Source organism: Pseudomonas sp. Leaf434, assembly GCF_001425545.1.
GTDB lineage: Bacteria > Pseudomonadota > Gammaproteobacteria > Pseudomonadales > Pseudomonadaceae > Aquipseudomonas > Aquipseudomonas siliginis.
The window spans coordinates 1,960,562-1,976,103 of the sequence record NZ_LMQZ01000001.1; the positions used below are offsets into that span (position 1 = coordinate 1,960,562).

Consider the following 15,542-nt stretch of genomic DNA (forward strand, 5'->3'; position numbering starts at 1 on the left):
GTTTTTCACTGTACCAGGACCCCTGCAGCGTACTGGCGGTCTAGCGAAAACGCTGGTGCACCTTACAAAGTCAGCGTTCCGGCCCACAACATCCGGCCAGCGTAAATCGCGGCGGCCCAGATGATGATCAACACACCCGTTTCCGGACCGCTGAGCGGCTGACCCTGACGTGTTTTCAGCGTGCCCAGGTAAATCAACGAGCCAAGCGCGTAGAGCAGAGCGCTGAGCAGCAGGTATTTGGGGCCGGCGGCATACAGCTGAATCAATCGGATGATTATTCCCCTGCCGGAATCGATAACGTCGCCCTCAAACCTCCCTCTGCGCGGTTTGTCAGTTCAATCCGTCCGTTCAGTCGCATCGCGATGGTGTTGACAATGGTCAACCCCAATCCGGCGCCATGCGCCGTGCCACGGCTGTAGAAACGCTCGAACAATCGCTCTCTGGCTGATTCATCGATTCCCGGCCCTTGATCGTCGACCGTCAAATGACAGAAGCCATCGGACTCGCTCAGGTGCACGGTGATCGCACCGTGTTCGGGGGAGAAATTCGCCGCGTTGGTGATCAGGTTATTCAGCGCAATGTCGATGGCGGCGGGGTCGGCGAGGACATGAAACGGTTGGTCGCTGACCTCGAAGATCAATTCAAGGTGTTTGCTCAGCAACCATGGTGTCAATTGCACCAGGCTGTTGCGTACGGTTTCGCTGAGATCAATGCGTTGCAGTGGCGGCGGGTTAGGTTTGGGTTCAAGACGCGCCATGGTCAGCAGCTGATTGACCAGTCGGCTCGTGCGGTCGACTCCGGAGATCAGAAACTCAAGTGACTCACGACGCTCGTCTTCGGTACCGGCCTCCTGCAGATTTTGCGCATGCACCCGCAGCACCGCCAGCGGCGTGCGCATTTCATGCGCGGCATCGGCGATAAAGCGACGCTCCCGGCCGAGCACTTCCTGAATCTGCGCGAGCATGCGATTGAGCGCTGCCTGCATGGGCTCCAGCTCACTGGGCAGGGGCGTCAGTTGCAGCGGCTCAAGTGAACCACTGTGACGGGCGCGCAGAGTCGCCGCCATGTCTGCCAGGGGCTTGAGTCCCCAGCCTATGGCCAGCCAGATCATCGCGGCGAGGATCAGGCTGCCGAGCATGTTCGGCCACAGCGTGTGGCGCACGATGCGGTCGACCAGGTCGGTGCGCACATCGTCGCGCTCGCCGACCCAGATGCGCAGGCCGTTCTGCTTGTCTTCCAGCATGAACGCTCGCCATTGCCGACCTTTCAGGTCGACCACGTCGCTGAACCCCGTTCTCGTCGGCGGCGCAGTGAAGGAGGGCGCACTGGCGGTATGTACCAGCACCTCGCCTTGCGGGTTCCACACCTGAAAGGCGATTTTGCTTTCGTAAGGATGTCCGTCAACCCGTGGCTTGGCTTCTCCGAGAGCCTGATTGAACGCCTGATACAACTGCGCGTGCTCGGTACTCGCCATCGGCATACGCATCACGCCCTGCAGCAGGCGTGCGTTCTGCGCCAATTGCGCGTCGTAGACCTCGGCGATTTCGTGGTTGCTGTCATGCACGTTGAAGGTGCTGAGTATCGCCAGGCCGGCCAGTAACAGGCCGATGATCAGGGTCAGCGTGCGCCGGCGGATCGAGGTCATCGACGCTCCTCCACCAGATAACCCACGCCGCGGATGGTGCGGATCAGGTCGGTGGAGAACTTCTTGCGCAGGTGATGAATGTGCACTTCCAGGGTGTTGCTTTCCGCTTCTTCGTTCCAGCCGTAGAGCAACTGGATCAATTGATCGCGAGTCATCACCCGCCCCGGCGGCGACAGCAGTTCGTGCAGCAGCTGATATTCCTTGGGGGTGAGCGCGACCGGCTGGCCTTGATAACTGACCTGCTGGGTGCCGGGGTTGAGGCTGATGCCGGCGTGTTCGATCAGCGCCTGGGCGCGCCCGGCACTGCGGCGCAACAAGGCGCGCAGACGGGCTTTGAGTTCGGCGAGGTCGAACGGCTTGACCAGGTAATCGTCAGCACCGGCGTCGAGTCCGGCAATGCGGTCTTCAGTGGCATCGCGCGCGGTAAGAATCAACACCGGCAGGTTCGATCCGCTGTCACGCAGACGGCGCAGCACTTCGAGGCCATCCATGCGCGGCAGGCCGAGGTCCAGCACGGCGACATCAAACGTTTCGCTGAGCAGCGCGTGCAAAGCGCTGCTGCCATCTTTGAGCCAGTCGACCGTGTAACCCTCGCGACCCAACGCCTGATAAATGCCTTCACCCAGCGCCACGTCATCCTCGATCAGTAATAAACGCACGCGCACTCCTTTCAGTCGAGTTTCTTGTTCACGTCCACCAGCAAGGCGTCGATTTCTTTACGACGCCCGGCATCGGCACTTTCGCGGCCCGCACGGGGTGCGGCTTGTCTGGCCTTGATCAGCGCTGCCTTGGCTTCAGCGTAGCGCTTCTGACGGTAGAGATGGTCGCCCCAGAAGTACAGACTGTCGATGCCATCGGGGTTGAGCTGCAGGGCTTGTTTGAGCAATTGCTCGGCCTTGTCGCTGTCGCCGAAGCCGATCGGCCAGCCCGGTACCCGATCGTACAATGCAGCGAGGCTGGTGTATGCCGAGCCTTGCAGGGCTTTAGGGTCAAGCGTCAGGGATTTTTCCAGGTCCGCTTTGGCGTCCTTGGCTTTGCCCAGGGCACCGAGCCCGCCCTCGGCACCGGCCCAACTGCTGGTGACGATGCCTTTCCAGATCCAGGCTTCGGCCACATTCGGACGTTGCGTGGTGAACGCGTTGGCTTCGCTGGCCAATTGCTCGAACGCCGCGGCGCGCTGTTTTTCCGCCACCTCGTATTGAATGTGCGCCCAGCTCTGCTGTATGCCGGTGAGACGTTGCTGATCAGCCGGCTCAAGCGCCCAGACACTTTGACTGAGGGCGGCAAACAGCAGGCATGTGGAGAGTTTTTTCATGGCTTTGAAGCCTCGTTGTCAGGTTTTTCACTGAGACGGCGGATCAGTGGCAATTGCTTGCGCAGACCGCGATCCACCAGATGCGGAAGTAAGCTGTTCAAACGGACGAAAAATCGCTCCGGCCAGCCTAGGTACAGATCACGACGGTCGCCGGCAATCGCATGCATCACTGCCGACGCTACGGTCTGCGGATCGTCAACGCTGGCCTTGAGGGCATCGTTCAAGGCTTGTGCAGCGGCACTGTTCATCGAGGTGCGGGTGGCCCGGGGCGCTACATACAACACGCTGACCCGCGTGTCGGCCAGCTCGCGGCGCAACGCCTCGGAGAATCCGCGCAGGGCGAATTTGCTCGCGCAATAACTGGCGTAACCTGGGTAGCCGATGGAGCCATAGGTCGAGCCGACGTTGACCACCATCGCGCTGTCAGCCTGCTTGAGCTGCGGCAACAGCATTTTGGTCAGGCAGATTGGCGCGCTGATGTTCACCGCCAGCATCGCGTTGATGTCACTGTCATCGAGCTGTTCGAGCATGGCGAAGTGATTGACCCCGGCGGCGTTGATCAGCAGGTTGATGCCGCCGATGGCGTCGGCGGCGGCCAACACTTTGCGGCGATCGCTGAGGAAGGTCAGGTCGGCGGCGACCCAGCACAGGTTCTGCGGATACCGCTCAAGCAGCGGCAACAGCGCCTCCTGATGCCGCGCCACGGCCAATACCCTGGCACCGGCGGCGCACAAGGCACTGGCGATGGCCAGGCCGATGCCGCCACTGGCACCTGTCAGCACCACGCGGGCTTCATGCAGCTGCATATTGGGCCTCAGCGTCGCGCGGCAGATCACGGAACATGTCGGTGTAGAGCCGATAGACGACTTTCGAAGCATGAATGACCGCCGCTTGATCGTCAGGGTCTTCCAGCTGATTCATCAACCGCCGATAGGTCTGCATGTGCTCGATATCGAGTGCGCCGTGGGAGCTCAGATAGCTGAATGCCGTTTCCGGCAGCGCCAGGCGATCGCGAATGCTCCCCGCCGCGTGGGTCGCCAGGGCAATGCTGGTGCCTTCGAGCACGTTTACCATGCCGAACAGACCCACCGGATTGCCCCGGGCGATCAGGTCGTAGAGAAAACTGACCATCAGCTCGATTGACAATGACGGCTGACCGTCGCGCACGGCGTCGCGATCACCACCACAGGCGGCAATGTCGTTGAGCACCCATTGTTCGTGGCCGTATTCATCCTCAATGTACTCGCACACCGCTTTGCGCAGCCATTCCAGGCGCGTCGGCAGGCGTGCACCGCAGGCCATCATCAGCGGCACGGTGTGGCGCACGTGGTAGTAAGCCTGGGCAAGAAAGGCCCGATAGCTGTCGAGGCTGACCTTGCCTTGCAACGCATCGACGATGATCGGCAGGTTGAACAGCTCGTGGCGTTCGCGTTGTGTGGCTTCTTGCAGGGTGTCGAAAAAACTCATTATGCGGATTCCTCGGAAGTGGCGGATTCGGTCAGTTGCGTGCGGTACTGCGCGATGATGGCGTCGCGGCGCGGCCGGCCATTGGCGGTGAGCAGGCCGTTGGCGGCGGTGAAGGGCTGCGCCAGGCGCGTCCACTGATGCACCTGGGCGTAATCGGGCAACGCCTCGTTCGCTTCGGCGACGGCGGCGGCCAGCTCGGCATCGGTGCAGTCCGGACGATGCGGCCAGAGCAGGGCGTGGTTGTGCGGCATCGCCTCGCCATAGACGAACGCTTGAGCGATGTGGCGGCGCTGGGTCAGTTCCGACTCGACCCATTCCGGGTTGACGTTTCGCCCGTAGCTGGTGACGAATTGGTGTTTTTTGCGGCCCTTGAGATAGAGAAAACCTTCCGGATCGAACTCACCGAGATCGCCACTCGGCCACCATTGATCGGTATACGCCGGCTCCCCCAGATAACCGAGCAACACCGAACCCTTGATCAGCACTTCACCGTCCTCGGCCAACCGCACCTCGAGGTGGGGCAGAGGGCGCCCGACGCTGCCCGGACGGCGCGCGCCGGGGCGATTGAGGCATACGACCGAGGCGCACTCGGACAAGCCGTATCCCTCGTAAACCGCTAACCCGACCCGTTGCGCGCGGTGCAGCAGATCCGCTGACACCCGCGCGCCACCGACCGCGGCGAAGAGCAAGGTTTGCGGATCGAAAGCGTTCTGTTCAGCGGCGCTGACCAGAACTTGCAGCAGCTGTGGCACGAGTATCAGGCTCTCCGGCGCACGCTTGGCCAGATAACCGAGCAGGCGCGCAACATCGATGCCGCTGGCGCCTTGAATGCCGAGGGTTGTCTGGCTTGGCAGGCTCAACACCGCACCGGCGTATAGCGCGGCATAACAGCCCAGGTTCTCCAGCAGGATCGCCAAAGGCAACAGCGCCAGATGGTGCTCCGGCCCAGTAGCTGCGCTTGCCTGATCAAGCTCCCGGGCAACGCGCAAGAAGCTGTCGGCGCTCAGGCACACCCCTTTCGGCGTGCCGGTGGTCCCGGAGGTAAACGTGAGTTTCGCGGTGCCCGCCGGCATGCGACTCGGGCCATTGAACGAGCGACACCAGAATTCACCTCGTAATTCATAGCCCGCCGCCAGCAGCTCGGCTTGCAGTTGCGGCTCGGCGATCACCCGTTCGGCCTGGCTCTGCTCCAGACAATGGGCGCGCTGCGCGGCACTGAAAAACGGCGGCAGCGTTACGCAGGTCAAGCCTTCGAACAACACCGCCAGATCCCAAAGCATCGCGTCGACGCCGTTGTCCAGCGCGAGCGCGATCACCTGCACCTGCACCTGCTCATCGCGCAGCCGCTCCTGGCGATACAACACCTCGGCATACAGCGTGGCGTAATCTATTCTCAGCGTGTCGCCCCACAGGGCTGAGGCGTTGTCATTGCGCCGGGCATGGTCGCGCAGGGTTTCCTGGAAGCGTTGCAATTCAAGCGACATGGCAGGCTCCTTCAACAGAAGTCGGCAAACCCAGGCGAGTGAACAGGCCAATATTGCGCAGGTGAACAAATCCCGCGCGAATGTTGCCAACGTGCACCCAGGGTTTGCTTTCGTAATAACTGCCCCAGTGTTGACGCTCGTCACCCAGTCGCTGTGGATCAGCGGCGCACAATGTCACGGGCTTCAAACCGAGGCGATGGAAGCTGTTGACCAGCCCGATGTTGCCGGTGAAGGTCACCCATTCCAGGCCGCCCATGGCCAGCAGATAGGTGATGGCGATGATGCTCAGGCGCGCACTGCCGGTGTCGCTGGCGGCGAGGTTGCCGACTTCGACAATGACCTTGCGATCCACTGCACGACCGGCGGCGGCGCTGATCAACGGCTCGATCGGTTCATCCAGATAGCGCTCGAGAAACAGTGCCTCCAGATGCGCTCGACGGACCCCGGCCACTGCGCACAACTGGCCATCGCTGTTGTGCATGCCGAACAGCTCGGGCATGAAATGGCGGATTTCGGCACCGTGAGCCGTACGAAAACGCTGCTGGATAAAGGCTTCGAAGGGCGCGCGCAGCTCGTCCTCCGGCAACGCGTTTCTCAGCGTCATCGGCAACGATTCGGCCTGGCCGAAGTGCAGGGGCAGCGGGATGTTCCAGTCGAATTCGGGCATGGGCAGAACGCCTCCCTCAATGGGTTTGAGCGCAGTATCCAAGCCATTTCTTAACGAAGTCTGAAGATGAAAAACCGTTAACCGCAGCGCCGATCTTCAGACTCCCTTAAGGCTGGGCAAGCATGGTCAGCCTTGATTCAGGGCAACCGGATCGATAATTTCGAGCGAGATGATCGTCGCTCCACAACAATCACGAGGCGTTTCCTATGATTCGCGACACCGCTGTAACCCGTTATGGAAAACTCTCAATCATCCTGCATTGGCTGATGCTGGCGTTGTTCGTTGGTGTGTATGCGTGCGTCGAAATCAAAGGCTATATGCCCAAAGGCAGCGAAGCACGCGGCCTGCTGATGGGTATGCATGGCCTGTTTGGCGCAAGCATCTTCGCGTTAGTGTGGATTCGCCTGATCGGCCGCCTGACCCCGCGTCCACCGATCATCCCCAAGCCGCCAGCGTGGCAGACCGCAATCGCGCACCTGACGCACCTGGCGCTGTATGGATTGATGATTGTCACACCGCTACTCGCCTGGCTGATGCTCGCGGCGGGCGATAAACCGTTTCCGTACTTCGGTTTCCATGTGCCGGCGCCGGTGGCTATTGATCCGGACCTGGCCAAACAACTCAAGTACTGGCACGAATGGATTGGCAGTGCCGGCTACTGGCTGATCGGCCTGCACGCGCTGGCGGGGCTGTTCCATCATTACTGGGTGAAGGACAACACGTTGCAGAGGATGCTGATTGAGCGTACCCGCTCTTGAGGCAAGCATCTGGCGCTGTTCGCTGAAGGTAATGTTCGCCGCAACTCAAGCGCATGGCTGCGGTGGAGCTGAAAATCCGGAACTGCCAGCCCTCGCCGATGCCGAAATAGCATCGACAACGAGGGCAAAGCCATGACTGAAGAAAATACCGAAGTGCCGCAAGAGGTACCGGATCAAACCACCCCGGCGCATTCCACCGAAGAAGAGCGCGAGCGCTTGAAGGACTTCAACAAGGACGGCATCCCGCCGGGCAGTTGCTGATCAGCGGTCACCGTGGCTGCGTCACCAGTTCCCCGCTGATCGCATCCATCATCGCCGGATGCTCCTCAGCGGCCACACGCAAATCCTCGGTGACGCGCAACTCCGCACCCGTCGGCGAGTAGGTTGCTGCCGCCGTGAAAGGTGCGGGGTTGGCCGGCACCGGGCGTTTGCCGCGGCGCCAGAAGAAAAAGCTGACCATGCTCAGGTTGACCACCGCAAATACCCAGAACAGGCCGTTGGCGCCGAACGAGTTCATCACCGGCGAGATCATCATCGGACTGATGGCCGAGCCCAGCGAGTTGATCAGCAGCAAACCCTGAATCATCGGCACCAACGCTTCGGCCGGCGCGCGGTCGGCCGCGTGGCTGACGGCCACCGGGTACAGCGCGAAGACGCCGCCACCGAGCAGAAACAGCATCGCCGCGAGCATTGTCGAAGACAGCGGCAGCAGCACAATCACCAGTGATAACGCGGTGCACGCCACCGTCAGAAGCGTCAGCACCTGCAAGCGATCCGTGCGGTCGGACCAGCGTCCGACCGGATACTGCAGCAGCATCGCGCCGAGGATCGTCCAGGCCATCATGCTGCCGACTTCTCCGACGTCCAGACCTCTGCGTTGCAGATACAGCGGCAACAAGGTGTAGATCGCCGCGATGGTCACCCCCGAGCCGAAACAGCCGACCAGCCCGGTCGGCGTCACGCCCAGCAGTTGCCGGGGCTTGAGCGGCTCGACCTGATCGAGCAGCGGCGACACGCGCGGCAGGATCACGATCGGCAGCACCGACAGCGCAGCGAGCATGCCGGCGACCATGAACGGCGCGCTGTCGCTCATGCCGGTGATGGTCCCGAGCGTCGCCTGGCCCAAAACGCCAGCGCCATAAAGGACGATCATGTACAGCGCGAGCAAGCGCCCGCGAATCTTCTCGTCACCGGCCAGTAGCAGCCAGCTTTCGATCACCAGAAACACACCCACCGTGGCCCAGCCGTTGATCAGGCGCAGGACGAGCCAGCCCCAGGTGTCGTAGAACAGACCCTGCAACAGAATCGTCACGGCGATCAGCGGGGCGAAGCTGCCGTAGGCACGAATATGGCCGATGCGCAGAATCAGCCGGTCGTTGAACACCGCGCCCAGCGTCAGGCCGATGAAGTAGGCCGACGAAACAACTCCGATCATCGTCGCCGAGGCACCGGCGGCGTCCAGGCGAAGGGTGGTCAGGGAAGACAGAAAACCATTGCCCAGAGCAATAATGAACAGCCCGAGCAGGGGCGCCAGCGCCATGGCCAGCAAACGCGGAGACATAAAAACCTCAAGAAAATCGAACAGCGCAACGTGCGCCACTGCGCGTGCGGTTGCCAGGCTGGAACAGGTGTTGTGCAGGGGGTCTGCCGATCGGGCAGGGTGGTGACGTCGGACGACATGGCCAGCCCTGCAAGTTCGCGTCTGTGACCGGACGCGCGATGCGAGAGCGCGGGATTCTACGGCTTACGCAGGATTTGCCAATAGCTGACGGCTGCGACGTTAGGACGCAGGCTGTTTTGAGGTTCGAGAGGAGGCTGAAAACTAATCATCGGGCTGAGCTCCGACAAGGGCCATGCATGCAAAAGCTATGCAGGCCCTTGCTCGTTTCAGCGCCTAAGTATGCGATATCAACAAATCACTGATGATGCAGATCGAGCCATCCTCTGGCGGGGTGGCGTCGGTGTAGTCGATCTGGTTGTAGACCCCTCCGTGGAAATTGAACACCTGCGAATTCCAGGTTGAGTCGAGCTGCAAATCACCTGATGTACCGACAACGCCGTTGTAGTCGACGGTGACTCGAGCTACGCCGGCAGAGTTGGCGCGAATGGTCACCTTGAATTTCGCGCCCAGCGGTACGCCCTTGAGCACCGTGGTGTTGACCGGGGTGGGCTGGTTGAAACTCTGGCGGAAGCCCATGGTGATGTTGCCTTTCTGCCAGAACACCTTGATGGCGGGGCTGTCGTCGTTTTTCACATGCATCTGCGAAATAACGACTTTCTGCGCAGAGTTGACCTTGGTCACGGTCATCTCCTGATAGTTGAGGTGGTCAGCGGCACTGGCCAGCGACCAGTAGAACGATTCCTTCCATTCACAGCGGGTGCGGTGGGTGCTCTTGCTTGAGGCGCCTTTGGTCGGCGCGGACAGTTGCAGGGATCCGTCGGGCAGCACCGTGACGATGCTCGGGAACTGCGCAATGGCCTCGGCGCCGTTGAGTTCCAGTGCCACCGGATTGGTTGCCGAGACGGGTACCGGGGTGGAGAGGGTGAGATTGCTGATGTTTACGGCCATGGTTTGTACTCCTGACGATAAAAATCATTAGCGACCCAAGCCTTCGGTGGATTGGCACATCTGTCTGCGCGGACTTTCACCATCTCTTGGGCACAGCACCATAGCGGCGCATGCGGCCGCCGCGAAAACACAAAGGGCAACGATTACGCCGGCAGCCTCCAGCACAGCGCCGAAAACCGGCGTGCCAGCGGTCTGACCGAGCGCCAGAAGCAGAAACGGAATGCCCAGTCCCAGGTCCGGGCGGTCCGGCAACAAACGAATGCCTTGCAGCAGATAAACGCCTGAAGAAACGATGTAGGCCGCGCCAAACAGGCACATCGCGGCGAGGCCCGATCCGGCGGAAACTGATGCGGCAGAAAGGCCCAATGTCCCGAGCGCGATCACGGCAAGCGCCAGATGCTGCATGCGTGCGACACCGAAGCGGCCAGTGAGCACGCCGGTCATGCAGCCGCTGATTCCCGCAGCGCCCAATACGATCCACGCCCACGCAATCGCCTGATCGGAGAAACCAGCCTTACTGCGCAAAATATCGGCGCCGAATGTCCAGATCGCCGTGCTCGCCAACCCCATCAGGAATGCACTGGCGCACAAAGGCAGTACGCCGGGTCGACGCAGCATTGCCAGCGAGAAGTTCTGCGCGACGTCACGCTCGACCCGGCGCGGTACCGCAAACCAGAGCCAGAGCGTAACGCCGATGCCGATCAAGGCAAACAGGGCATACAGCTGGCGCCATTGCCCGGCCGCCAATATCGCCGCAAAACCGGAAAAAACGATTCCCGCCGCTGTCCCGGCATTGATAAAACCATTGGCCCGCGGGCGATCCGCATCATCAAGACGCGCTGCCACCGCGCTGGCCAATGGCGGCGAAGTCAGACCCGTGCTCAATCCCGCCAGCGCCACACCACAGCCCAACGTCAGCCCCGACGAGGCCACAACCACCAGGCCCATCCCCAGCGTGGCCGCTGCACCGGCCATCACCGTCAACCCGCGCGGACTGATTTTGCCATTGCAGACAAACGTCGCAACGATGCCCACACAGTAAGCGGCGAACGCACTGCCACCGATCCATCCGGCAGCGGTCACGCTGAGCGTCAGATCCTGACGAATCTGTGGTAGCAGCAGTCCATAGGCGAAGCGCGCCAGGCCATAGGACAACGCCGTCAGCGCGAACGCTGCCGCGACAAGATTGAGGCTGCGCCGGTCAAGACTCACGGTGAAATCGGATTGCTGGCAGGAAAGGTTGTCTCGACCGCATGCTCCGGCCTGAACCTGGTGCGGTCGGAGTTGGAGGGATCATTAGCCATGAGTGTCCCTGAGGATGTCTGTTGCTGGAGTGGTTACCGATTCTGATAACGGACTTGCACTGGGGTTTGATGATTTTCCAACACAGCCGATGGATGGTAGAGCAAAGGGCGAGGGCAGCTCTCGGTTGGCTTGGCGCACGTCAACCTTTGCGAGCAGGATCGAGGGGTTTTTGCGGGTATCGAGGGGCGGGGGATGGCGCTTGGAGGGGGGCGAGTTAGTGCAGGACGGCACGCCGGAAGAACTGCGCGAGCGTCAGGGAGGTTTCCGCACGCTGTGGCGGATGCAAGCGAAGGTCCAAACCCATTGAACACCGCACTACTGCGGCGAGCGGGTCCAGACCCTGACGTAATCGATGCGAAACACCGACGGCAGATCAGCATCGTCGACCACCCCGAACCAGTCCCACATCGCTTCGCTGTCGAAAACGATTTGCATCGGGAAATGCCAGTAGCTGTTCTTTGCTTCCCGGACGAGTACGCCGTCGACATACCAGCGCAAGGTCTCGGGTTGCCAGTCGAAACCGTAGACATGAAAGGTACTGGCCAGCCGCCAAGGGGCATTCCACGTGCTGCCGGAACTCAGGTGTTGATCATTCTGCGGTCTGGCCCAGACATGGGCGTTCATGTTGTACCGGCGGTCGAACGCTTCGTTGCGGGTTTTGCCGCCGATTTCGAAGATGTCGATTTCCGTGGCATTGTCCGGCAGCCCGGTCCACGCCAGCCAGAACGCACTGGAACCGGCAGAGTTCATCGGTTTCGCCCGGGCTTCGTAATAGCCGTACATCCCCCGTTCGTTGGTTCGCACCATCGCCGAGCTGTAATCCTTATAGCCCAGGGCTACGTATTTTTCCGGCAAGGTCTGTTTGCGGAAAGTGATGTTCAGATTGCCGTTGCCGACCTTGGCGTTCTCCGGCAAAAACAGCGCCGGTTTGCGCCCGAGGGAATCGGTGCCGGTGGCGTTGTTGACGTGCCAGCGTTCGGCATCGAGGGTGCTGCCGTTGAATTCGTCGGACAGCCGCGTATCGCGTTTCCAACCGCCGGCATTGGCCTGGTCCGATAACGGCAGGTCGGGCGTACCGTGCGTCGGGGTCGGGCCTAGCGGACCGACGCGAGTCCACGCATCGACCTGTTGCGGAATGGCGACCGCCCACTTTTGCGCCAGATACTCGAACACGTTGCGGCGTTCTTCCTGGCTGCTGAATGGGCGGTCATAAACCAGTACTTCGGCGATGTCACCGCGGAGGATTTCCGAGGTGCCCACCACATTGCGCGCCACCGCGAACGGGCCGATCGGCACGTCACTGGTTTCCAGCAACGCCAGCGCCGGCTCGTAGGCGGTGGTCTGCTGCACACTGATGCCGAAATTCGGTGCGACGTTGTCGTTGTCCGCCAGTTGCGGCCGCGAGCTGAACAGGCGCTGCCAGGCCTTGCCGCCGGCCTGCTCGGGCAGACGCCGCGAGACGATAAAGACTGTCACCGGGCCTTTGCTTGTGCGGATCGCCTGGCCCATGAACGCCGCCGTGCCGCTGAAACGCACCACGCCGTGGCCGTTGAGGGCGTTGTCGACGCGCGTGGGCAATGTCGTCGCCGCGCGATTGTCGACGACGACGTCATTGCCCTTGCCGGATTTGTCCCGCCAGCGCACGACCTGATTTTGCCCCTCCAGAGTCATCGAGGCGGGATCATTGCCGTCCAGCCACAGCACCAGTCCATCGGTGACCGGTCGTGGAATATTGGCGCTGACGCCAGCACTCAGCAGCAGCAAAACCAACAGCAAGCATGGTGATCTGTTCATGAGTCGTCCCTAACATGGATGTGCGCCGGTTCAGCTGCCCACCGCCAGCAGCGGCGCCGGTTTCGGGCGGTAGCCCCATGGGTTGCTGGTCTGCCAGCGCCAGCTGTCGATGAGCATTTGCGTCAGCTCGCGTTGTGCCCGCCAGCCCAGCTCGCGCCCGGCCTTGCTCGCGTCGGCGCGGCACTCGGCGACATCACCGGCGCGGCGGGCGGCGAACCGGTAGGGAATGCGCAGGCCGGTGACGTCTTCGAAGGCGCTGATGATCTGCAATACGCTGTAGCCGGTGCCGCTGCCGAGATTCCATACGTGCAGGCCATGCTCGTCGCCTTGCAAAACCTGCAGCGCCTTGAGATGACCTTCGGCCAGATCCAGCACATGGATGTAATCGCGAATACAGGTGCCGTCGACGGTTGGATAGTCGTTGCCGTAAACGGTCAACGCCGCGCGCTGGCCGCTGGCGACCTCGGTCAGGCACGGCAGCAGATTGTTCGGTCGACCGCTGGGTGCTTCGCCGATCAGCCCGCTCTGGTGCGCGCCGATCGGGTTGAAGTAACGCAGCACAGCGATGTTCCAGCGTGAATCGGCGAGGGCAAGGTCGCTGAGCAATTCTTCGATCATCAACTTCGAGCGCCCGTAGGGATTGGCCGGTTTGCCGGTGCCGTGGTCTTCGACGATGGGCATGCGGGCCGGCTCGCCGTACACCGTCGCCGAGGAACTGAACACCAGATTGAACACGTGGGCGCGGGCCATCGCCTGACACAGGTTCAGCGTGCCGAACACATTGTTGGCGTAGTAATCCATCGGCCGGCGCACGCTTTGCGCAACGGCTTTGAGGCCGGCGAAATGCAGCACGGCGTCGATCGCGTAGGTGCTGAAAATCTCGTCCAGCAGTGCGGCGTCGCGGATATCGCCCTCGATGAAATCGACGTGCGAATGACTCAACAGCTCCAGCCGTGCGACTGCTTCGCGGCTGCTGTTGCACAGATTGTCGAGGATCAGCACCGAGTGTCCGGCTTCGATCAGTTGCAATGCCGTGTGCGAACCGATGTAGCCGGCACCGCCCGTGATCAACGTGGTTTTGCGCATGACGACGTACTCCATTGCGAGGAAATGCAGCTCAGCGGGCGGTGAACACCAACTTGAATTCTTGCGGCCAGCGCGGGTGCAGCAGGCTGTAGGCCAAGGCATAGGTCAGCGTGCCGATGGCAATGTCGCCGGCCAGGTGCGCATAACCGGACAGGCCGGTCTGCCGCGACAGCCACATCACCACGACGACCATCACGAAAGAGGCAAGCAGGCTGCGGTAACTGGACTGAAAGAAGCTGCGCCAGTCGTAACCGATCGCGGCGTGCAGGCCGCGTACCTGCAACGGCGTGATCAGCAGCGTGCGCAGCAGCAATGCCAGCGCCGCCGCCATGCCGCCGTAGGTCGCTCCGAGCAGATACACCAGCGCCAGCGCGAGCAGGGTGGTGGCGACTTCCGCCTTGAGGGTCAAGTGCGTGCGATTGACCGCCACCAGCGCGGTGGTCGCGTACAGCGCCAGATTGCCCAGCGCCGCCGTGCAGGCGAGCACTTGCAGCAAAGGAATCGCATCGGCCCATTTCGCGCCGAAGATCAGCAGGATGATGTCCTCGGCGGTCAGGGCGATGCCGAAGAACAGCGGGGTCAGCACGAATCCGCTGATCGCCGTGGAATCGCCTATAACCCCGATCAGGCGCGCCGGTTCGGCACTGCGCCGGGCGAATACCGGCAGGGCGTAACTCATCAAGCCGTTGTAGATCGCCGAGCGCGGCAGGTCGATGATGCGCATGGCCAGATTGAACATGCCCACCGCGTGCGCCCCGGCAGTCAGGCCGAGAATCAGGTTGACGCCGCGTTGCAGGGTTTGCGAACTCATCACGTTGACACAGACCGGGAGACCGGCGCGCAGCAGTTCGCTCAGCACCTGGCGGTCGATCAGCAAGGGAATGCGCCGACGTTCGCTGCGCATCAGTACCAGTGTGGAAACGCCGTCCATGATCAGCGCCTGCGCGACTACCGCCCACGGGCCGAAACCCAGCAGCGCAACAGCCACGCCGCCAACCCCGCCAGCCACTTTGCCGAGCAAGGTGCGCGAGGCCAGCAGCTTGAAATTGCCGCTGCGGCGCATCTGTGCCACATACACCCGCGCCATCAGGGTGAAAAGGATTTTCACCGAGGCCACAGCGGTCATCCAGCGCAGCGCGGTGGACGGCGTATAGAGCACGACCGCCAGAGAAATCAACGCAATCGATAGCAGGCTGACCAGCACGGCAAACCAGAACACGCTGCTGATGTGTTTGTGTTCCATCCGCTGCAGGCGCACCAGCGGGTCTTCCAGCATCGACGAGAACAGAATGCCGACCACTTCGACCACGGCGATGATCAACGTGCCGATGCCCAACTCCGTCGGCGTCAACAAATGCGCGTACACGACAAAGGTGATCATCGACAGGAAAATCAGGCCGAACTTCTCGGTGAAAATCCATGCGAGGGTCATCAGGCGACGGTTGGCCATGG

16 protein-coding genes are annotated in these 15,542 nt (G+C 61.6%); 2 read left to right on the forward strand and 14 right to left on the reverse strand.

The window, feature by feature from the left end; all coding sequences use genetic code 11:
• Positions 1-62: 62 nt before the first annotated feature.
• From ASG55_RS08790 to ASG55_RS08825, 8 genes are read right to left on the reverse strand one after another with little or no spacing between them, the layout of a single operon-like run.
• Positions 63-266 (reverse strand): hypothetical protein, encoded by a 204-nt coding sequence (locus ASG55_RS08790; protein ID WP_056785583.1) that lies wholly within the window; start codon positions 264-266, stop codon positions 63-65.
• A gap of 8 nt (positions 267-274) precedes the next feature.
• The gene (locus ASG55_RS08795; protein ID WP_056785585.1) at positions 275-1,645 is read right to left on the reverse strand and encodes an ATP-binding protein; all 1,371 of its coding nucleotides are present in this window, start codon (positions 1,643-1,645) and stop codon (positions 275-277) included.
• Positions 1,642-2,304 carry a response regulator gene (locus tag ASG55_RS08800; protein WP_016774538.1) on the reverse strand — a complete coding sequence of 221 codons (663 nt, stop codon included), beginning with the start codon at positions 2,302-2,304 and terminating at the stop codon, positions 1,642-1,644. The genes ASG55_RS08795 and ASG55_RS08800 overlap by 4 nt, the downstream gene beginning before the upstream one ends.
• Positions 2,305-2,315: 11 nt before the next feature.
• Positions 2,316-2,960, reverse strand: coding sequence for a tetratricopeptide repeat protein (locus ASG55_RS08805; protein ID WP_056785589.1), 645 nt, complete (start codon positions 2,958-2,960; stop codon positions 2,316-2,318).
• Positions 2,957-3,766, reverse strand: coding sequence for an SDR family oxidoreductase (locus ASG55_RS08810; RefSeq protein ID WP_041478761.1), 810 nt, complete (start codon positions 3,764-3,766; stop codon positions 2,957-2,959). Before ASG55_RS08810 ends, ASG55_RS08805 begins: the two co-directional genes overlap by 4 nt.
• Positions 3,753-4,427 carry a TenA family transcriptional regulator gene (locus ASG55_RS08815; protein ID WP_056785591.1) on the reverse strand — a complete coding sequence of 225 codons (675 nt, stop codon included), beginning with the start codon at positions 4,425-4,427 and terminating at the stop codon, positions 3,753-3,755. Before ASG55_RS08815 ends, ASG55_RS08810 begins: the two co-directional genes overlap by 14 nt.
• The gene (locus tag ASG55_RS08820) at positions 4,427-5,911 is read right to left on the reverse strand and encodes an AMP-binding protein (protein ID WP_056785594.1); all 1,485 of its coding nucleotides are present in this window, start codon (positions 5,909-5,911) and stop codon (positions 4,427-4,429) included. Before ASG55_RS08820 ends, ASG55_RS08815 begins: the two co-directional genes overlap by 1 nt.
• On the reverse strand, positions 5,901-6,578 hold the full coding sequence (locus ASG55_RS08825; protein WP_056785596.1) for a thermostable hemolysin: 678 nt from the start codon (positions 6,576-6,578) through the stop codon (positions 5,901-5,903). Before ASG55_RS08825 ends, ASG55_RS08820 begins: the two co-directional genes overlap by 11 nt.
• 206 nt (positions 6,579-6,784) lie before the next feature.
• On the opposite strand from ASG55_RS08825, the gene ASG55_RS08830 reads away from it, so the two are divergent.
• Both ASG55_RS08830 and ASG55_RS27420 read left to right on the forward strand, forming a co-directional pair.
• Complete coding sequence (locus ASG55_RS08830; RefSeq protein WP_041478765.1) at positions 6,785-7,336, forward strand: cytochrome b; 552 nt, start codon at positions 6,785-6,787, stop codon at positions 7,334-7,336.
• A 132-nt stretch (positions 7,337-7,468) separates the two neighbouring features.
• Entirely contained in the window at positions 7,469-7,597 is a 129-nt protein-coding gene (locus ASG55_RS27420; RefSeq protein ID WP_095179833.1) for a hypothetical protein, read from the forward strand.
• 7 nt (positions 7,598-7,604) lie between these two features.
• Here the strand turns inward: ASG55_RS27420 and ASG55_RS08835 are convergent, their stop codons facing one another.
• From ASG55_RS08835 to ASG55_RS08865, 6 genes are all read right to left on the reverse strand, one after another.
• Positions 7,605-8,921 (reverse strand): MFS transporter, encoded by a 1,317-nt coding sequence (locus ASG55_RS08835; RefSeq protein ID WP_330219658.1) that lies wholly within the window; start codon positions 8,919-8,921, stop codon positions 7,605-7,607.
• 309 nt (positions 8,922-9,230) lie between these two features.
• The gene (locus ASG55_RS08840) at positions 9,231-9,905 is read right to left on the reverse strand and encodes a polysaccharide lyase family 7 protein (RefSeq protein WP_056785602.1); all 675 of its coding nucleotides are present in this window, start codon (positions 9,903-9,905) and stop codon (positions 9,231-9,233) included.
• A gap of 27 nt (positions 9,906-9,932) precedes the next feature.
• Positions 9,933-11,117 carry an MFS transporter gene (locus ASG55_RS08845; RefSeq protein ID WP_056785604.1) on the reverse strand — a complete coding sequence of 395 codons (1,185 nt, stop codon included), beginning with the start codon at positions 11,115-11,117 and terminating at the stop codon, positions 9,933-9,935.
• A 408-nt stretch (positions 11,118-11,525) separates the two neighbouring features.
• A complete protein-coding gene (locus ASG55_RS08855; RefSeq protein WP_056785609.1) occupies positions 11,526-13,004 on the reverse strand; it encodes a family 16 glycosylhydrolase in 1,479 nt (492 codons plus the stop codon).
• Between the two features lie 30 nt (positions 13,005-13,034).
• Positions 13,035-14,090: a UDP-glucose 4-epimerase GalE gene (galE, locus tag ASG55_RS08860; protein WP_056785612.1), complete on the reverse strand. Its 1,056-nt coding sequence runs from the start codon at positions 14,088-14,090 to the stop codon at positions 13,035-13,037.
• 31 nt (positions 14,091-14,121) lie between these two features.
• Entirely contained in the window at positions 14,122-15,540 is a 1,419-nt protein-coding gene (locus ASG55_RS08865; RefSeq protein ID WP_056785615.1) for an oligosaccharide flippase family protein, read from the reverse strand.
• Between the last annotated feature and the right edge of the window lie 2 nt (positions 15,541-15,542).